The following is a 19,154-nucleotide window of genomic DNA, read 5'->3' on the forward strand; positions in this document are numbered from 1 at the left end:
CAGTCAGGCACTCAGAGCGACCGCGACAGCGACGGCCGCGACCGCAACTCCCTGCAGCACCATCGCCTGGCGAAACACCTTCAGCGCCCTGGAAATGTCTCCGGCGGTGGCCTCGCGCCGGCCGCCTTCGTTCATGTAGGGATCGTCGACCGTGTAGCCGGGATAGGCGCGCGGGCCGGCGAGTGCCAGGCCCAGCACGGAGGCCATCGCCGCTTCCGGCCAGCCGGCATTGGGCGAGCGGTGCTTCGGCGCGTCCCGTCGCATCACGGAAAGGCTTTGCTTGATACTGCCGTCGTTCAGCGGCGCTGTCAGTGCCATGGCGAGCCCGCACAGGCGCGCGGCCGGCCAGTTCACCAGATCGTCGAAGCGGGCAGAGGCCCAGCCGAAGGCCTCGTGCCGCTCGGTCCGATGGCCGATCATCGAATCCGCCGTGTTCACCGCCTTGTAGGCGATCAGCCCCGGCAGGCCGAGCAGCAGGAACCAGAAGGTGGGCGCGGTCACCCCGTCGGCGGCGTTCTCTGCACAGGATTCGATGGCCGCACGGGAAACTCCGGCCTCGTCGAGCTGTTGCGGATCGCGGCCGACGATCATCGCCACCGCGCGGCGGCCTCCGGCAAGCCCGCCCTCCAGCAGGCCGTCGCGCACCGCGGCCACGTGCTCATAAAGGCTCTTCTGGGCGATGAAGATCGCCGCGATCACGGCGATGCCGATTTCGCCGAAGGGGACTGCGCGCAGGATCGCTTCCAGCAGCGCGCCGATCAGCAGCGAGCAGGCGACGAGACTGGCCAGAAACACCGCGCCGTAGATCTTGCGCGCGCGGGGCGAGGCGGCGGGGTCGTTGAAGTCCTGATCGGCGATCTCGATCACCTTGCCGAACAGCACCACCGGATGCGGCACCGTGTTCCACAGCCAGCGCGGGTCGCCGACCAGCGCGTCCAGCACCAGGGCCAGCAGCAGCAGGAAGGCGGTGTCGGCAAACAGCAGCATGGCCCTAGCGTCCCGATGCCGTGCCGCTGTCGGCCATGGCGCTTTGCAGCGCGGCCTCGAGCCGGGTCAGCCCCGCGCGTCCACCGGGAAGGCCGATGCGCAGCCAAGTCGGGGCGTAGTCGAAGATGCGCGTCCAGATCCGCTGCCGGGCGAGCGCTTCGTGCAGGCCGGCGGCGTTGCGCGTTCCCGCCAGCACGAAAAGCGGCGTGCCGCCGAAGACGGAGAGCCCGTGCATCTGCAGGGACAGCGTCAGGTCGGCGGCTTCGTCCGCAAGCTGCGCCATCATCGCGCGGCGCCAGGCATCATTGCCGAGCGCCTGCACGCCGGTCTCGATGGCCGGGCCGGAGACGGCCCAGCTCTCCAGCCGCTCGCCAAGTTCGGCGACGACGGCCTCCGGTCCCGCGGCAAAACCGAGGCGCAGGCCGGCAAGCCCGTAGAACTTGCCGAAGGAGCGCAGCACCACCGCCGGGCGTCCGGCCAGATGCGGCAGCACGCTGGCGCCCGGCACGCAGTCGGCAAAGGCTTCGTCGATGACGAGCATGCCGCCGCGCTCCGCCATCTGCCCGGCCATGTGGCGCAGGCTCGACGGGTCGACCAGCCGGCCGTCGGGATTGTTCGGGTTGACGATCACCAGCACCTTCACCTCGGGCGCCAGCTCCGCATGCGGCGAGGTGATCTCGCAGACCCGCCGTCCGGCGCGGCGCCAGGCATCGCCGTGGCTGCCATAGGTCGGCCCGGCAATGGCGACGTCGCCCTGGGGCAACACATGGGGCAGCAGCGCGATCAGCGCCTGCGTGCCCGGCGCGGCGACGAGCATCAGGTGGGCGGGCACCTCATAGGCCTTGCGCGCGGCGGCGAGCAGCCGGTCGAGCGCGCCCAGCGAGGGCAGGTCCTGCCAGCAGCGGGCGGGCAGGGAGGGCACGGGATAGGCATGCGGATTGATGCCGGTCGACAGGTCCAGCCAGTCCTCGGCGAGCCCGCCATACCGGGCCATCGCGCCGCCCAGATCGCCGCCATGCTTCATGCGCTCGTCTCCGTTCGCTCCATTCGGAACGGACCCTAGAACACGAGGCGCAAGGCGGGAAACGCTTTTCGGCGCGCACAGCTTGGGCGTCGCGTTTTGCCGCTTCGCGTGTCGCTCAGGCGGTCGGTTTTACCGATGCGTGCGGGCCGGGACGTCCGAGCAGGTATCCTTGGGCTCGCCCGCATCCGGCCTTGTGCACAAGGTCCAGCTGCGCCTGCGTCTCCACACCTTCCGCCGTGCAGTGCATGCCGATGCAACGAGCCAGCCCGGCGATTGCCGAGACGATCGCCGCCGACGTCTCGTCCTCCTCCATGCGCTGGATGAAGGCGCGGTCGATCTTCAGCCCGTTGAACCGATAGCGATGGAGGCGGTTGAGCGACGAGTAGCCCATGCCGAAATCGTCAAGCACGAGACCGACGCCGAGCGCGGTCAGGGCGTCGAGGTCCTCGAACACTTCCGGGCCGCTGTTGATCAGCAGGTTCTCGGTGATTTCCAGCTCGATTCGGGCGGCGGGCGTGCCATGCCGCTCCAGCGCGGCGGCAACGGCCGGCACCAGGACACCCTTGCCGAACTGACGCGGGGAGGTGTTCAGCGACAACCGGGTGCCTTCGGGCCAGTCACGCATGGCCTCCAGGCCGCGCTCGAGCGCGAGAAGGCCGATCTGCTCGATAAGCCCGGTCTCTTCAGCGACTGGAATGAACTGGTCTGGCGCGATGAAGCTGCCGTCCGGCTGTCGCCAGCGGGCAAGAGCTTCGTAGGTGCAGATCTGGCTGTCGCTCAAATCCATGATCGGCTGGAACCAGATCTCCAGATCCTTGGTCTCCACCGCTGCGGCAAGTCCGGTCTCGATCCGGCGGCGCGCAAAAAGCGCCTTCCGGATGTCTTCGTCGAAGATGCGGTATCCGGGCTCTGCGCTGGATTTGGCCCTGTAGAGTGCCGCATCCGCGTAGCCGTGCAGGGTTTCCGGGTCGGTCGCCGTTTCGTCGATGGCGACGATGCCGATGCTGACGCCGGGCTGCACGACCGCCCCCTCCAGCGTATGGGGCTGCGCAATCTGATCGACCAGCCGCTCCGCGATGGCTTGCGCGTTCGCAAGCGTCCCCAGCTTCAAGATGATGGCGAATTCGTCGCCGCCCAGCCTGGCGACGACGTCGTTCGGGGCTGTCGCCTGCTTCAGGATCTGTCCGACCTGGACCAGCAACCGGTCGCCCTTGAGATGCCCGAACTTGTCGTTGACCGCCTTGAAGCGGTCCAGGTCGATCAGCAGCAGCGTGGATCTGGCGGTCCCCTGCCGCGCGGCGGCCACGCAGGCCTCCAGCTCCCGGGAGAACACCGCGCGGTTGGACAGCCCGGTAAGCGCGTCCGTTTCGGCGGCAATGCGAATGCGTTCGCTCGCCTCATCGAGATCGGTGATATCCTCGTGCGTCTCGATCCAGCCGTCACCGGGGATCGGCGACAGCGTGGTGGCAATGATCGTGCCGTCCTTCTTGCGCGACTTCAGACGGTAAATCTGGCCGTCGCGCAATCTCTTGCGAACGGTCCGCGGATTGGGGAGCGCAGAGGCCAGTCGTCCGTCGGCGGCAGCCTGCGCTTCGGCCACGGCCTCGTGGGGCATGCCGGCACGCAAGCTATTGTCCTTGAGATCGAAGAGCTGGACCGCCTGCGCATTCCAGATCTGGAGCCGGTCGTCCGCATCGAACAGCATCACGCCCTGGCGCATCGAGGCGAGCAGGCTCTCCAGCTCCCGGGTCCGCTCGCGCGCTTCGGTTTCCTTGGCGCGCAGATTGTACTCAAGAAGCTTGTGCTCGCTGACGTCCCAGTTGAGACCGATGGCTTCTGCCGGGGCGCCGGTCGCGTCAAAACTGCACTGGGCATAGGCCTGAAGCCACCGCACGCTGCCGTCCCGGCACCGGATGCGGAAGCGCGAGGTGAAGCGTCCGCCCCCGTCCCGGGCGTTCTCGAACTCCGCGACAGCCCGGGAGAGGTCGTCCGGATGAACGCAGGCGGTCCAGTCTGCGAAGCGCCCGCTGAATCGCGTGGGATCGACATCGTAGAGAGGGAACATGGCGGCATCCCACTCCAGCCTGTCTGCCGGAAAGTTGTAGCGCCACATGGCGATCCGCGCCGAGTGACGCGCAAGGTCCAGCATCGTCAGGCTGCGTTCGGTCTCCTCATGCGACAAGATCGAACGGCGGACGCTTTCCGACAACAGGCCGAGGATGACCACACCAGCGACATTGCCGACGAGCAGCAGGTGCCAGGCGCTGGACAGGATCGTCAGGCCGGTTGCAAGGCCGCGGTCGACGAAGAAGCACGGCAGGACGAAGAAGGTGCCGGCAAGAGCAAGAACAACGAAATCGGGCAGGCCCGGCTTGCGACGCAGGCGGTTGAACACGATGAGGCCGGCAACGATACCGACGCAGGCGTAGACGAGCGGACTGAGCGTCCCGCCGATGACTGCCGGACCACCGACCCAATAGCGCGCCGCGGCGGCAATCACACCGCAGGTCACCCCTGCGATCGGGCCACCGAAAAAGCCGGCGAGCATCGCAGGTGCTGCACGCGTATCGAAGGTCGCGCCGAGCGGAATGGCGACGGGAAAATTGACGACGAGGACGGCCAGCAACCCGAAGGAGATGCCGATCAGCAGCTCCTGCAACCGGGCCGGCAGTTTGAGGCCGAAATGTTCCCGGAGAAAGAACATGGCGAGCGCGCCAAGGCTCAGCAAGCCGATGTTGGCGATGCCGCTCAGCAGCATTGGGACCTCATGTGACCAAAGTATCGTTATCGTGGATGGCTTTTGCGCATCCTTGAGGTCCTGTATAGACAGTTTTTCGGGGTGGCATAGTCCGGTTTGTGCCGGATCATCTGAAATCGCGCGATTTGATGTGACGATATTTACTAAAGCGAGTGGGTGTTGGAGTAATTGCAAGTAAACGTTGATTTTAGTGGTGCGCAATAGTCATGTTTGAAATGGGAATAGACGGGGTGTTCGGCAGAGCGTTCCGGCCGCATGTGTCGCGGCTGCAGGCGCCGACGCGTCGGCGCGCGCTGGGCCCGGCAGTGGGACCGCCTGGGTAAACAGCCAATTGTCTGGAGAGGGTGCTGGAGGCCTCGCCCGGAATCGAACCGGGGTGCACGGATTTGCAATCCGCTGCGTCACCACTCCGCCACGAGGCCAGCGGGCAGACTTATCAATCACATGCGAGGCAAGGTCAAGCGGTGTTCGCCGTTTCCCCCGCACGCCCGGTGAAAATCGTCGGCACGCCTGCGACAGCGCCGCGCCGGCGCTGTCTTGTCCACAGGGGGAGGGCAGGCGCGTCCGGCAACATATGCCGCCCGTCAGATCATTTTATGCAAGGCATTTACGTGTGCACAACCTGAGGTCGACTACGTTGTGCAGGGTTGTTCGAATGGCGAGGCACGAGACGTGTTCGGAAAGAGGCGCGGACCGCCGGCAGATATGAAGCCGGTGAACGATGACGAGATGATCAAGACCCTCCCTATCCGCAGGCGGATATGGGATCTCGCCCAGCCGGGCATTCAGACTCGGCTGCGGCTTGCAGATAAGGGTTATCTGGACTTCTTCGAGATCGACCAGAGCCTTGTGGACTTCGTCAACATCCTGTGCAATCGGGCGAGAATGCCGATGGGCCGGATCTATCCGAAATTCAGGCAAGCCTACTACTTCAGTTATTATATGGCGCAGGTGAACAATGGCGGCCATCGTCAGTTCATCGTCAATTCCAGCCCGCGGCGGATCTGGTATCTGGAAGAAGCCCTGATGGCAGCTCATGCGATGGGTGCACAGGAATACGCCGAGGTTCTGGTCGACTACCTGGGTTGGCTGCGCCAGAACCCGGAGAAGATCGATCAACTGTCGGACTGGTCCGACACGGCGGTGGCCGCACCTCTTTATGCGCTCGACGACCGCTTTTTCGCGCACCAAAAAGGGCCTGAGCCCGTCCATTATCTGGTGGAGTGGATCGCAACCTGGCCAGAGGTCGCCATTCTCGAAGATGATGCCTATGACGCCGAGATCGAGCGAATCTTGAGGTTGGTGCCGTCGCCGGCCGATCAAGTGTAGAGGCTCTTGATGCACTGGGCGGGAGGGTGTTGTTCCCCCCGTCCTGCGAAGCCCTCTCCGGGTCAGGACGCGCAGGCGTCCTTTCGGTACGCGTTGAGCGCCTCGGCAAGGCCTTGCGCCTGTTCGGGGGACGAGGCCGTGAACTGCAGCAGTTGGGGGACCATCACCGCGCCGGAGATCAGGTCCTCCCGCTTTTCCCCATCCTTGTTGAATTGCAGCGATATTCCCGCCAGCTGAGGGGCGGGGAGGGCGGCAACCTGCTGTGCGAAGTCGTAGAACTGCGGCGCGTCCTTGTGCGGCTGGATCGGGCCGTCGCCCACGCCGACGGAGGTCAGGCGGAAGACAAGCGTCCCGTTCGGCGACTTCAGGATCTGCTCCAGCCGGTCGCGCCCGATGCTTTCGTTGTTCTGCAGCGCGACGGGCAAAAGCTTCGAGATCCGTTCGGCCTGATCGAGAAGTTTGTCGTCCACCGGCTTTCTGTCGAAGCTCAGTGTGACGCTGTTCTGGCTGTTCGGGGTTATTCCGGCGCGGCCTATGTCGAACATGGAAAGATCGGCCCGCAGGATGTGCTGGATGTTCCAACCCATCGCATTCGCACCCGCCATCGTTACTTTCAGCTCGCAGCCGTTGAACACAAGGGCATCTTGCGAAAGATCCGGGCTGCTTTCGGCCAGGATCTTTCTGACCGCAGCTTCCGGGTCCTCGCCCTGGCAGCCGGTTGCAAGCAGAAAGACGCCGAGCAAGGTTGCTGCCTTGGCCGTGATGCACATGGGTGAAACCTTGGAATTGCTTCGGGGGCGAGAAATCTCAGTGTGCGCAATAGTCGTGAGTGACATCGATCTTTGTTTTCCGAAATCAGGTTGTGTCTGTCGAGCCGGCAAAACGAGCGAAGGCATCTCTGCCGTCGGGCGATGAGTGCGACCGCAACCGGCCTGCACTGCGATGATCCCCCGCGTTGTAACCGGTCTTTTCGCGGAGTGCCGCGACAATCGCGACGAGGATCCGATCCGTTGTGCACTGTTGCGCGCGTGCCAGACTGCGGGGCTGGCCAATCCGGCCGTCCCGAGGCATCTTGCTGTCGGGCACCGTCCTGACATTTCTCTGCGAAGCGCAACCGGCCGCGGCACCGTCCCCGAAAGGCGCAGCGCTTCGTCAACCAAGGCAGTCGCATGACCATGCCCAATCAGGGCGGGATCCGGTTCGGTCGGATCGCCGCGACCTTGCCCGTGAGCGATATGACGCGGGCGCTCGACTTCTATGTCGGCGTGCTGGGTTTCACCAAGGCGTTCGAGAACGGCGATCCCGCCGGTTTCGTCATTCTCAAGCAGGGCGAGGCGGAGCTTCACCTGACCCTGCAGCCCGGCCACCGCGCGGCGCCGTTCAACGTCGCCCATCTGATGGTCGGGGATGTCGACGCGCTGCACGAGATATGCCGGCGGCACGGCCTGCGGATCGTCAAGGGCCTGCGCGACAAGGATTTCGGCCTGCGCGCCTTCGTCTTCGAGGACCCGGACGGAAACCGCATCGACGTCGGCCAGCCGCTCGGCTGAGCTGATTTCAGCAAACAAAACCGGGCGGATCGCTCCGCCCGGTCCTGTGTCGGCTGTCCCTCGCTCAGCCCTTGTGGTGCACCTGTTGCAACCCGTAGACCGGCGTCGGGATGCCTTCCATCCGCGCTTTCAGCTGCAGCGACAGGAACTGCGAGTAGTGGCGCGACTGGTGCAGGTTGCCGCCGTGGAACCACAGCGCTTCCTGCTGCGTCGGCTTCCACATGTTGCGCTGCTCGCCCTCCCAGGGGCCGGGGTCCTTGGGCGTGTCGGAGCCGAGCCCCCAGACCTTGCCGACCTTGTCGGCGGTCTCCTGGTCGATCAGGTCGGCGACCCAGCCGTTCATCGAACCGTAGCCAGTGGCGTAGACGATCACGTCGGCCGGGATCTCGACGCCGGTGTCGAGCTTGACGGATGTCTCGGTGATCTCCTCCACCTGGCCGGCGGCCAGCTTGATCTTGCCGTCGATGATGAGCTGCGAGGCGCCGATGTCGATGTAGTAGCCCGAGCCGCGCCGCAGGTACTTCATGAAGAGCCCCGAGCCGTCGGCGCCGAAGTCCAGCCGGAAGCCGGCCTTCTCGAGCGCTGCATAGAAGTCGGCGTCGATCTCGCGGATCTTGTCGTAGATCGGCTTCTGGAACGTGTGCAGGATCCGGTAGGGGAGCGAAGCGAAGATGAGATCCGCCTTCGCCGTGGTCATGCCGCCGGCTACCGCCTGCTCGGAATAGAGCGCGCCCAGCCCGTGCTCCATCAAGGGTTCGGAGCGCACGATATGGGTGGTCGAGCGCTGCACCATGGTCACGTCGACGCCGGCCTCGTAGAGCGCGGCGCAGATGTCATGGGCCGAGTTGTTCGAGCCGATGACGACGACCTTCTTGCCCTTGTATCCGTCCGGGCCGGGATGCTTCGAGGAATGGTGCTGCTCGCCGGCAAAGCGGTCCGCGCCCTTGAACTGCGGGATGTTGGCCTTTCCCGACATGCCGGTCGCAAAGACCAGCTGCTTGGGCCGCAGCACCACTTCCTCGCCGTCCCGATCCACCGTGACGACCCATTCCTTGTTGGCCTCGTCCCATTTTGCCGAGCGCGCGGTGGAGCGGGTCCAGTAGTTCAGCTCCATCACCTTGGTATACATTTCCAGCCAGTCGCCGATCTTGTCCTTCGGCGCGAAGACCGGCCAGTTCTTCGGGAAATCGATATAGGGCAGGTGGTCGTACCAGACCGGATCGTGCAGGCAGAGCGACTTGTAGCGCTTGCGCCAGGAATCGCCCGGCCGGTCGTTGCGCTCCACGATGATCGTCGGCACGCCGAGCTGGCGCAGCCTTGCGCCGAGCGCGATGCCGCCCTGGCCGCCGCCGATGATCACCACATAGGGCTGCCTGGTGTAGCCGAGCGTCGCGGCCTCTTCCTCGCGCTCCTCCTTCCAGGTCTTGCCGCCGGGATTGACCCCGTGCTTGGCGCCGAGCGGCCGGGAGAAGCCGGACTTCTCCTCGTGGCCCTTCAGCTCGACCATGGTGGTCAGCAGCGTCCAGATCAGCCCGTCCTTGAGGCGGATCAGGCCGTAGCCCCGCGCCACCGCCGTCTCGAAGGTGATCCAGGCCTGGGTCACGCCGTCGGCCTCGCTGGCCTCCTCTCCTTCCGCCACCTGCCAAGCGGTCGGCTTGGTCAGGGCGAGCTGCGCCTCCAGCATGTCGCGGACTTCGCCGCGTCCCTCGGCGGTCTTGAGATTCCAGGTGAAGGTCACGAGATCGCGCCAGTAGCACTCCTCGGCGAACATGGTGACCGCCTCGTCGATCCGGCCCGCCTCCAGCGCCCCGCCGAACCGGTCGAGAAAGGCCTGCACGCGGGCCGTCGGTGTCTTGTCGAGCATATCGTCTCCTCCCGTTGCTCATGTCTCCGGGGACGGATCTGCGCCCGCCCGGTACAGAGCAGGTGGCAAGCCGCGTGCCAGTCTCGAAAAAGCAGAGAGCTATTTTTTTCAAGGGCTTGGATATGGGTGTCGCAGAACCTGTCGCAGCGTTGCGCAACAGGCCTGCAACACCTGTCGCAGGCGATGCGACAGGCTCGGACGGTTCAAGATCCGCCGCGTTTCAGCCAGCGATGCACGGTCGAGCGGTTGACGCCGAGCCGGCGCGCCAACTCCGAGACATTGCCGCCGCAGGCGGCGAGTTCCTGCAGGAGGTCGCCTTCTCCTGCCGCATCCGTGCCGCGGCGCGGTGTCGCCGGCGGCATCGGGGCGAGGGCAGGGCGCAGCGGCTGACTGGCGCCCGGTCGGCCGATCTGCTCGGGCAGGGCCTCGGCATCGATCCTGTCTCCGTCCGCCAGCGCTGCGGCGACTTTCAGGGCGTTGTGCAATTCCCGCAGGTTCCCCGGCCAGTGGTGCGCACGCAGCGCCATGCGCGCGCCGGGGGACAGGCGCGGGCTGCCGCCTGTCTCGGCGGTGATGCGGGCCAGCATCCGCTCGGCGAGGGCATCGAAGTCCAGCCGCTCGCGCAAGGGCGGCAGGGTGAAGGTGGCGGCGTTGAGCCGGTAGTAGAGGTCCTCGCGGAACCGGCCTTCCGCGACCAGCCGGCCGAGGTCCCGGTGCGAGGCGGAGATGAGCTTCAGCCGCACGGGCCGGGCCTTCAGCGCGCCGACCGGCTGCACCTCGCCCTCCGACAGGACGCGCAGGAGGCGGCTTTGCAGCGAGAGCGGCATGTCGCCGATCTCGTCGAGAAACAGCGTGCCGCCGGCCGCGGCCTCGATCAGGCCGGTCTTGCCGCGCGGGGCCGCGCCGGTGAAGGCGCCGGGAGCGTAGCCGAACAGCTCGGACTCGATCAGGTGCTCGGGGATCGCCGCGCAGTTCACGGCGACGAAGGGGCCGGGGCGCTCGCGGCTTTCGTGGATGGCGCGGGCGAGATACTCCTTGCCCGTCCCGGTCTCGCCATGGATCAGGATCGGGATGTCGAGCCCGGCAAGTCGCGACACCCGCGCCAGCATCGCCTCCATGCGTGGATCGCCGAAACTCAAGGTGGAGAGCGCGCCCGGCAGGCGCGGACGGGCGGTCGCCGGCCCGCGCGGCGCCACCACCGGTGCGATGGAGCTGGCGAAGAAGGCAGAGCCGTCGCGCGCCCGCAGCACCCGTTCCCGGTCGGCGCCGCCGCGCATGTAGCGCGGCAGGTCGTTGATATCGATCTCGAAGAACCGGTCGATCCGCTCGCCGATCAGATCGCGCGCGGTGAAGGCGGTGAGGTTCATCGCCCGCGCCAGCGCGTTGAAGCCGCCATGGGTGATGCCGGTGACGCGGCCCGTTCCGTCGAGCGACAGCGCCGCGTCAGGGTCGACGTCGAGAAAGTCCGGCAGGCGCGACAGCCGCAGCACCCAGTCGTTGCGGGTGCGCGAGATCAGGTTGGCAAGCTCGATCCGCCGCGCGGTCGCCGCAACCAGATGCAGCGCCAGCTGCTGGCTGGCCTTGGCGGTGGGCGAGCGCAGCTGGGAGATATCCAGCACGGCGGTCAGGTCGCCGAGCGTGTCGTAGATCGGCGCGGCGGTGCAGGTCAGGCCGATATGGCTGCTGTCGAAATGGTCGTCCTGGTGGATCACCACCGGCTTGCCGGAGACGATGCAGGCCCCGACCGCGCAGGTGCCGGCGCGGTTTTCCGACCATTCGGAGCCGAGATAGAGCCCGGCCTTGCGCAGCTGGTTGTCGAAGGTGGGGTCGCCCATGAACTCCACGGTGACGCCGCGCGCATCCGACAGCAGCAGCACGTATTTCTGTTCGGCGACCTGGTTGAACAGCGTTTCCAGCCCGCTGCGGCCGATGCGGATAAGTTCCTCCGCCTGCTCGCGATGTTCGCGCAGCTTCGTCTGGGGAACGATATAGGCTTCCTGCGCCTGGGCCGGATCTAGCCGGTAGTCGTTGACGCAGCGCAGCCACGACTGGACGACGGGCATATCCCGGCCGCTCGCCTCGCCCATGGCGACGCGCTCGATCTCCTTGATGTGCGACAGCGCCGACACCATGGCTATTTCCTCCCGCCACGATGCTCGCATGGGAGGCAACGGCTCACAAGGCGGGATCGGGGACTTGTGCCAAAGGAGGAGGACGCGGGCGCGGGGATATCTGTGGCGCTCAAGGCGCGTCGGGTGCGTCCTTGCCGGCGATCCGGCGGGCGAGAGCCGGGGAGAGGCCGGTGCTGTCCTTCGCCAGCGGGCGGGCATAGCTGCCTTTGTCCGCGCCGGACGGACGCAGACGTTGGAGCGAAACCGCCTGCAGGACCGCGGCTTTCACCGGATCGAGAAGCACCGCCGGCACCTCGTCGGCGATATCCCCGGCCAGCCCGGCGATTGGCGCGCCGCCGAGTATCAGGATATCCGCATGCGCTGCTGCGCGGCGGCATGTCTCCACCAGCGGTGCGCGCATCTCCTCCGCCACTGCCGCGATGGAGCCGAAAGCGGCATCCGGCGTGAACGTGCCGGCAAAGCGCATGCCGAGCCCCGCGCGCGTCACCTGCTCCTCGTACCAGGGCGTGAGGCGGGGCGAGAAGGTGACGAAGGCGAAGCGCTCCCCCAGTGCCAATGCGGCGAGCATCGCCGCCTCGGAAAGCCCGGCCACCGGCAGGTCGAAGAGCTCGCGCGCGGCCGAAAGTCCCGGATCGCCGAAGGCGGCGATGACCGCGGCATCGAAGCGTCCCTCGTGCTGCGCCAGCAGGTCGAGCACGGCGGCGCCGGCAATCTGGGCCTCCGCGCGCGAGGAGATGTAGGGAAAGCCTTGGCGCGCGGTCAGGGGCAGCAGTTCGACATCGCCCGGCAGCACCGTTGCCGCGCTGCGCGCGAGGCGGTCGGTCAGTGCTTCGGTGGTATTGGGGTTGAGCAGCAGCAGGCGCATCAGTAGCCCAGCCTTTCGGGCAACCAGGTGACGATGCCGGGAAAGATCATGCAGGCCAGCAGCACGGCATGCATCGCTGCGATGAAGGGCCAGCTCTCGCGCACCAGCTCGCCCATCCTGACGCCCGTGATGCCGCAGACGACGAACAGCACGACGCCGACCGGCGGTGTCAGCATGCCGATCACCAGGTTGAAGACGAAGAGAAAGCCGAAATGCAGCGGATCGATCCCGTATTGCAGGGCGATTGGGTGGAACAGCGGCACCAGCATGATGTAGGCGGCGTTGGATTCCAGGAACATCCCGACCACGAGCAGCATCGCCGCGATCAGGCAGAGGAACAGGAACGGGCTGTCGGTGACGCCTTGCATCAGGCCGGCGAGCTTCATCGGCAGCAGGTCGATGGTGAAGAGGAAGGTCACCGTCGAGGCGAAGGCGATCATCGCGCCGACCAGTGCGGAGGTCTTGGCGGCGGTAAGCAACACGTCCGGCAGGTCGGACAGCTTCAGCTTGCGCGTCACGAAGAAGCCGAGGACCAGCGCGTAGCAGACGCCGACCGCGGCCCCTTCGGTCGGGGTGAAGGCACCGCCGACGATGCCGCCGATGACCAGAACCGGCATCAGGAAGATGACGAGGCTACGCCTCAGCTCGCGCAGGATGTTGGAGAGCGTCACCGGCGTGCCGGCCAGCGGGTAGTTCCGCTTCCAGGCGATCAGCCAGCACAGGACCATGAACAGGACGAACAGGATCAGTCCGGGAATGACGCCGGACATGAACATGCCGCCGACCGAAACGCTGGAGCCGGCCATGAACGCGTAGACGATCATCGCGCCGGAGGGCGGGATGATCGGGCCGAGATTGGCGGCGGCCGCCACGATGCCGGTGGAGAAGCCGAGGCCGTATTGCTTCCTGAGCGAGGGCACCAGCGTGGAGGAGAGGGCCGAGGCGTCGGCGACGGCTGCACCCGAAACGGAGGCAAGACCCGCGCCGGCGACGATGGTCACCTGCGCGAGGCCGCCACGCACCCGGCCGATGAAGGCGTTGGCGAAGTCGACCAGCCTGTCCATGATCCCGCCCTTGAGCATCAGCTCGCCGGCGATCATGAACAGCGGGATCGACATCAGCGGGAAAGAGTTGACCGCGTTCATCAGGCGCGGCGCCAGTACCGCGACGTCGATGCCCGACAGCCACAGGCCGGCGAGAGCGGCAACGCCGAGCGAGAAGGCGAGCGGCATGCCGAGAAGAGCGAGCACGAGAAAGGTTGCGATGACGAAGAGGCTCATGCCCGGGGCTCCATCGGGACCAGCGCGAGATGGACGAGATGCAGGGCCGAGTGCAGCGCGCCGAGGATGACGGGGAAAAAGAACACGCTCGAGGTGATGTTCAGTGCGCCGAGCCGCTCGGACCATGTGGCCAGCGCGACCCCGATGGTGGTCCAGAACACGACGCCCATCAGCGCCGCGCCGAGGGCGCTGGTCGCCCGCGCGACGAGGCGCTGCACGCCGGCGGGCAGGCGCTCGACCAGCAGCGTGATCCCCACATGGGTCCCGTCGCGGATGCCGAGCGGGATCGCGAGAAAGATCGTCCACACGAAGGCGATGCGGCTGACCTCGTCGGCCCAGTCGAGCGAGCCGTTGAAGACATAGCGCATCACCACCTGGGCCGAGACCACGGCGACCATGGCGGCCGCGCCCAGGATGACGAGGAGGCGCGCGCCGGTATCGGCGCGCGCAAGGACGAAGGTCAGAAGGCGGTCGAGCGCCATCGGATCACATGCCGAGCTTGGCGGTCTCGGCATCCAGCAGCTTCACCAGCTCCGGATCGAGGCGGGCCTTGGTCTCGGTGGCGACACCGGCGGTCTTTTCGCGCAAGGCGGCGGCCAGTTCCGGCGAAACCTCGGTGAAGGTCATGCCCTTGGCCGTGAGCTGCGCCAGGCCCGCTGCATCCTGCTCGGCGGCCAGCTCGCGCTGATAGGCAACGGCGGTCGCCATGGCCTCGCGGACCATCGCCTGCTTTTCCGGGGCGAGGCCGTCGAACCAGTTCTTGTTACCGACGACGGAGATGAAGTCGAAGAAGTGCCCGGTGTTGGAGACGTGCTTCTGCACCTCGACATAGCCGGCGACGTTGATGATCGCGAACGGGTTCTCCTGGCCGTCGATCACGCCCTGTTCCAGCGCGGAGTAGAGCTCCTTCACGTCCATCGCCACCGGATTGGCGCCGAGGGCACGGAAGGTGGCGAGATGCGTCTCGTTCGGCTGCAGGCGGATCTTCAGCCCCTCGATGTCACTGAGGGCGACCACCGGGCGGACATTGTTGGTCAGGTGACGGAAGCCCAGCTCCATGTAGCCGAGGGAGGTCATGCCCTCCTTGGCCATCATGTCGTCCAGCGCAGTGCCGACCGGTCCGTCAGTGATGGCGAAGGCTGCCTCGCGGCTCGGGAACTGGAACGGCAGGCCGATGACCTCAAGCTCCGGCACGGTGCGGGTCAGGTAGGCGGTGCCCACCCACATCATCTCGATGGCGCCGATCTTCACGGCCTGAACGTTTTCGGCCGCCCCGCCCAGCTGCTGCGCCGGGAAGACGTTGACGTCGATCTCGCCGCCGGACAGGCGCTCGAGCTCTTCCTCGAACTTCGCGATGGCAAGCGAGGAGGAGTGCTCGGTGGCGAAGTTGCCGGCGATGCGGATCGTGTCCTTGGCATCGGCCATGGCGGTCGACAGCACGAGGGCGGTGGAGGCGACAAGCGGGAGGATGGCTTTCATGGCTGGGTGCTCCAGGGTTGCGGCGAGGGAGGTCCGGGGCGGTTTCGCGCCCGGCCCGAAGGCGCGGGCGGCACGGGAGCGGATCACCGAGGCGATCTCGTCCAGTGTGGCGGCATGCTCTTCCGGCGCGGGCGCGGCAAGGCGGCGCTCGAAAGTGGCAAGAAGGGTCTCAAGGTCCGGCACGCGGTGCAGGGCGATGATGAAGGGATGGGAGAAACGTGCCCGGTAGGCGGCATTGAGCGCGCGCAGCCGGACGGCATCGTCCGCCGACAGAGACAACAGGCCGAGCCGGGCCTGTTCGCCGGTCGAGGCGTCGGTCATGCGCCCTTCGGCCGCTTCCTGGCCGGCAAGCTCCGGGTGAGCGGCAAACAGCACCCGCTGGCGCTCGGTGCCGGCTGCAAGGATCGTGTCCGCCAGCGCCGCGGCAAGCGCTGCATCGTCCGCGAAGGGGCGCTGGTCGACGGTCAGCTCCACCACCCAGGGCGAGCGCTCGACCAGGGGCTCCAGCAGCGCTAGCGCTGTTTCGCGGGAAGCCGAATTGAGCGTGTCGAGGGCGGAAGTCATGGCGGGCCTTTGCCGTCCGGTGTCCTTGTGCCCTGAACGCTAGCCGGCCCTCGTCATTGCAATCCATGACATTATCGACAATCCTGCATTCTAGAAATTAGGATGCCCATCGATGTCGCTCCACCTCGTTCCCCGCGGGTTGCACTATGTCGAGGCCGTTGCCGAGCACGGTTCGATCCAGGCGGCCTCGCGCGCCATCGGCATTGCCGCCTCGGCGATCGACCGGCAGATCAAGTTGCTGGAGGACCGGCTTGGGGTACAGCTGTTCGACCGCATGACCACGGGCATGACCTTGTCCCCGGTCGGCGAGATGTTCGTGGTGCTGGCGCGGCGCTGGCGGGCAGACGAGAACCGCCTGTGGTCCGACGTGAAGCAGATGCAGGGCATCAGCCTCGGCCATATCCGCCTCGTGACGATGGACAGTCTGGTCAACGGCGTGCTGCCGCGCTTCCTGCATCATGTGGCGGAGGTGTATCCGCGGGTGCGGATCGATGTTGAGATCGCAACGCCCGACGATGCGATGGCCGTGCTCGACCGGGGCGATGCCGACGTGGCGCTCGCCTTCAACCTGCGCCCGCACCGCGACCTGCATGTGGTATGGAGCGCCGAGCTGCCGCTGCACTGCGTCGTCGCGCCCGGCCATCCGCTTGCGGAACTGAGCCAGGTGAGCCTTGCCAAGGTGCGCGACCAGGCAACCGTGGTGCAGAGCCCGTCGCTGGCGATCCGCCGGATGCTGGACGCCCGCCACGGTTGGATGTTCTCGGAGAACCGTCCGCCGGTGGTCACCAACTCGCTGCAGCTTCTGAAGCAACTCGTCGTCTCCGGCAGCCACGCCGCGCTCACCTCGGAGCTGGACACGGCGCAGGAACTGCTGGACGGGCGCCTCGTCGCGATCCCCGTGACGGGGCAGAACGTGGTGCCGCAAAGCATCGCGCTGGCCATCAGCTCTCGCCGCGCGCTGCCGCGCATCGCCACCCGCGTCGCCGATCTTCTCGCCGCCGATGTCGCGGCGATGCTCGCCGAGGTGCGGGAGGGGAGCTAGATACTCCTTTCATTTTAATTTGCTTCTCTTATTTTTAGATGTACTTTGATTAAAATTTTGCATGGAGATGAAATATGATTTTGACTCCGCCATATAATTCAAATGTTTTGCGAAGATATACAAATTTATCTTCGCTGATCTATTTATTGAGTAAAAGAAAGATAACATTCTTAGATCCAGAGGGATGGGATGACAAAAATGACACTCATTTTTTAAGTGTTTATAAAAAGAGATTGGGAGCAAAATCTGTATTGGCGATATGTTTTACTCAATCTGTAGAGACTTATCATCATTGGAAAGTTTTTTCTGGAAGTCCGGATGGAGTTTGTATTAACTTTAATAAATCAGAGCTTCTCAAAAGATTTTCGGGGGATGGTAGAATAATTCAAGGTGTAGTTAAGTATGAGTACATTAGGGATCTTAAGAAAAGAAAATTTATAACAAACGAAGAATTGCCTTTTTTGAAGAGGTGGCCGTATAGGCCTGAAAAAGAGTATAGAATCGTATTCGTTGATGTGGATGAGGAGAATAAATCTTTCGATTTTGATATAGATTTGAGTAGTATTAAGAGTATAACGCTAAGTCCGTGGATTCCAGAATCCATTAGGCATTCAATTCGCTCTAATTTGAAAAAGATTCGAGGGTGTGAAAAAGTAAAGATATTTAAATCAACTCTTATACAGAATGGTGAGTGGCAGCAGTGTGCAGAGGAAATTGGGTAATCAGATCCAGTGACCAACTGAACTTGAAAGGGCCGCCTATGGGCGGCCCTTCGTTCATGCCGGGAGGGGCGGGATCAAAGTCCAAGCCCGCCGACGCAGGCGTATTTGATGTTGAGGTAGTCCTCGACGCCGTATTTCGAGCCCTCGTTGCCGAGCCCTGAATCCTTGACGCCGCCGAAGGGCGCGACCTCGGTGGTGATCAACCCCTCGTTGACGCCGACCAGCCCATATTCCAGCGCCTCCATGACGCGGAAGGCGCGCCCCAGATCCTGGGTGTAGAAGTAGCAGGCAAGGCCGTATTCGGTGTCGTTGGCCATCGCCACGGCCTCGTCTTCCGTGTCGAAGCGGAAGAGGGGGGCGAGCGGCCCGAAGGTTTCCTCGCGCGCCACCTTCATCTCCGGGGTCGCACCGACGACCAGCGTCGGCTCGAAGAAGCTGCCGCCATTGGCGTGGCGCTTGCCGCCCAGAACCACCTTGCCGCCCTTGGCGAGTGCGTCCTGGATGTGCTCCTCCACCTTCTCGACGGCCTTGCCGTCGATCAGCGGGCCCTGCGTCACACCCTCTTCGAGGCCGTTGCCGACCTTGAGCGCCGCGACGGCGGCACCGAGCTTTTCGGCGAAGGCATCATAGACGCCGGCCTGCACGTAGATGCGGTTGGCGCAAACGCAGGTCTGGCCGGAATTGCGGAACTTGGAGGCCATCGCCCCTTCCACCGCCGCGTCGAGATCTGCGTCGTCGAAGACGATGAAGGGGGCGTTGCCGCCGAGCTCCATCGAGATCTTCTTCATGTGGGCGGAAGCGTTGGAGGCGAGCTTCTTGCCCACTTCCGTCGAGCCGGTGAAGGTGATCTTGCGCAGATGCGGGTTCTCGCACATTTCGGCCGCGATATCGGCGGCCGAGCCGGTGATGACGTTGACCACCCCGCGCGGGAAGCCGACTTCCTCGGCAAGCGCTGCGAAGACGAGGGCGGAGAAGGGCGTCTGGCTCGCCGGCTTGATCACCATGGTGCAGCCGGCTGCAAGGGCCGCGCCGAGCTTTCGCGAAATCATCGAGTGGGGGAAGTTCCAGGGGGTGATCGCACCGGTGACGCCGACCGGCTCCTTGGTCACCAGGATCCGCTTGCCGCGCCAGGGCGAGGGGATGATGTCGCCGTCGATGCGCTTGGCCTGCTCGGCGAAGAAGCGGATGTATTTGACGCCGAGGGCGATTTCGCCCTTGGCCTCGGCCAGCGGCTTGCCCATCTCGGTGGTGAGGATTTCGGCCAGCGCGTCGTGATTGGCCATGATCGCGTCGCACAGCTTGTGCATCAGGGCGCCGCGCTCCTCCGCCGTCGTCGCCTTCCAGTCCTGGAAGGCGAGATAAGCGGCCTCGATGGCGCGAGCCGTCTCCGCCCGGCCGCAGCGCGGCACGGTGCCGATGATCTCGCCGGTCGCCGGATTGTCGACCTCGATCACCGATCCGGTGTCGGCGTGGGTCCACAATCCGCCGATATGGCAGGACTGCTTGAAGAGCCTGTGGTCGCTGATCATTCTTGCACTCCCGTTTGTTGTTGTGTGTG

General features: G+C 65.2%; 15 protein-coding genes and 1 tRNA gene. 4 read left to right on the forward strand and 12 right to left on the reverse strand.

Annotated elements, in window-relative coordinates:
• Positions 1–3: 3 nt before the first annotated feature.
• From cbiB to BBX35_RS16485, 4 genes are all read right to left on the reverse strand, one after another.
• Positions 4–987, reverse strand: coding sequence for an adenosylcobinamide-phosphate synthase CbiB (gene cbiB, locus BBX35_RS16470; protein WP_067222186.1), 984 nt, complete (start codon positions 985–987; stop codon positions 4–6).
• Between the two features lie 4 nt (positions 988–991).
• A complete protein-coding gene (cobD, locus tag BBX35_RS16475; RefSeq protein ID WP_067222187.1) occupies positions 992–2,011 on the reverse strand; it encodes a threonine-phosphate decarboxylase CobD in 1,020 nt (339 codons plus the stop codon).
• A gap of 115 nt (positions 2,012–2,126) precedes the next feature.
• A complete protein-coding gene (locus BBX35_RS16480; RefSeq protein WP_141687879.1) occupies positions 2,127–4,970 on the reverse strand; it encodes an EAL domain-containing protein in 2,844 nt (947 codons plus the stop codon).
• Positions 4,971–5,117: 147 nt separating this feature from the next.
• Positions 5,118–5,191: transfer RNA gene (locus tag BBX35_RS16485), tRNA-Cys, on the reverse strand.
• A 307-nt stretch (positions 5,192–5,498) separates the two neighbouring features.
• Here BBX35_RS16485 and BBX35_RS16490 point away from each other — a divergent pair.
• Entirely contained in the window at positions 5,499–6,098 is a 600-nt protein-coding gene (locus tag BBX35_RS16490) for a DMP19 family protein (RefSeq protein ID WP_171901475.1), read from the forward strand.
• Between the two features lie 62 nt (positions 6,099–6,160).
• On the opposite strand, the gene BBX35_RS16495 is transcribed toward BBX35_RS16490, so the two are convergent.
• Positions 6,161–6,868, reverse strand: a complete 708-nt coding sequence (locus BBX35_RS16495; RefSeq protein ID WP_067222192.1) for a hypothetical protein — start codon at positions 6,866–6,868, stop codon at positions 6,161–6,163.
• 399 nt (positions 6,869–7,267) lie between these two features.
• On the opposite strand from BBX35_RS16495, the gene BBX35_RS16500 reads away from it, so the two are divergent.
• Complete coding sequence (locus BBX35_RS16500; RefSeq protein WP_067222194.1) at positions 7,268–7,648, forward strand: glyoxalase superfamily protein; 381 nt, start codon at positions 7,268–7,270, stop codon at positions 7,646–7,648.
• 64 nt (positions 7,649–7,712) lie between these two features.
• Here the strand turns inward: BBX35_RS16500 and BBX35_RS16505 are convergent, their stop codons facing one another.
• The 6 genes from BBX35_RS16505 to uraD all read right to left on the reverse strand — a co-directional run bounded on the left by BBX35_RS16505 (position 7,713) and on the right by uraD (position 15,832).
• Complete coding sequence (locus tag BBX35_RS16505; protein WP_067222195.1) at positions 7,713–9,512, reverse strand: NAD(P)/FAD-dependent oxidoreductase; 1,800 nt, start codon at positions 9,510–9,512, stop codon at positions 7,713–7,715.
• A 203-nt stretch (positions 9,513–9,715) separates the two neighbouring features.
• Positions 9,716–11,644: a sigma-54-dependent Fis family transcriptional regulator gene (locus BBX35_RS16510; protein WP_067222197.1), complete on the reverse strand. Its 1,929-nt coding sequence runs from the start codon at positions 11,642–11,644 to the stop codon at positions 9,716–9,718.
• Between the two features lie 109 nt (positions 11,645–11,753).
• Positions 11,754–12,509: an aspartate/glutamate racemase family protein gene (locus tag BBX35_RS16515; RefSeq protein WP_067222199.1), complete on the reverse strand. Its 756-nt coding sequence runs from the start codon at positions 12,507–12,509 to the stop codon at positions 11,754–11,756.
• Positions 12,509–13,789 carry a TRAP transporter large permease gene (locus BBX35_RS16520; RefSeq protein ID WP_067222200.1) on the reverse strand — a complete coding sequence of 427 codons (1,281 nt, stop codon included), beginning with the start codon at positions 13,787–13,789 and terminating at the stop codon, positions 12,509–12,511. The genes BBX35_RS16515 and BBX35_RS16520 overlap by 1 nt, the downstream gene beginning before the upstream one ends.
• Entirely contained in the window at positions 13,786–14,271 is a 486-nt protein-coding gene (locus BBX35_RS16525) for a TRAP transporter small permease (RefSeq protein ID WP_067222202.1), read from the reverse strand. Before BBX35_RS16525 ends, BBX35_RS16520 begins: the two co-directional genes overlap by 4 nt.
• A gap of 4 nt (positions 14,272–14,275) precedes the next feature.
• Positions 14,276–15,832, reverse strand: a complete 1,557-nt coding sequence (uraD, locus tag BBX35_RS23095) for a 2-oxo-4-hydroxy-4-carboxy-5-ureidoimidazoline decarboxylase (protein WP_083206375.1) — start codon at positions 15,830–15,832, stop codon at positions 14,276–14,278.
• Between the two features lie 112 nt (positions 15,833–15,944).
• Here uraD and BBX35_RS16535 point away from each other — a divergent pair, with 112 nt between their 5' ends.
• Both BBX35_RS16535 and BBX35_RS23445 read left to right on the forward strand, forming a co-directional pair.
• The gene (locus tag BBX35_RS16535; RefSeq protein ID WP_067222204.1) at positions 15,945–16,874 is read left to right on the forward strand and encodes a LysR family transcriptional regulator; all 930 of its coding nucleotides are present in this window, start codon (positions 15,945–15,947) and stop codon (positions 16,872–16,874) included.
• Positions 16,875–16,948: 74 nt separating this feature from the next.
• Positions 16,949–17,596: a hypothetical protein gene (locus BBX35_RS23445; protein WP_141687880.1), complete on the forward strand. Its 648-nt coding sequence runs from the start codon at positions 16,949–16,951 to the stop codon at positions 17,594–17,596.
• Positions 17,597–17,670: 74 nt separating this feature from the next.
• On the opposite strand, the gene BBX35_RS16540 is transcribed toward BBX35_RS23445, so the two are convergent.
• Positions 17,671–19,125, reverse strand: a complete 1,455-nt coding sequence (locus BBX35_RS16540) for an NAD-dependent succinate-semialdehyde dehydrogenase (RefSeq protein ID WP_067222205.1) — start codon at positions 19,123–19,125, stop codon at positions 17,671–17,673.
• Between the last annotated feature and the right edge of the window lie 29 nt (positions 19,126–19,154).

The sequence above is a fragment of the Stappia indica genome, from assembly GCF_001696535.1.
Taxonomy (GTDB): Bacteria; Pseudomonadota; Alphaproteobacteria; order Rhizobiales; family Stappiaceae; genus Stappia; species Stappia indica.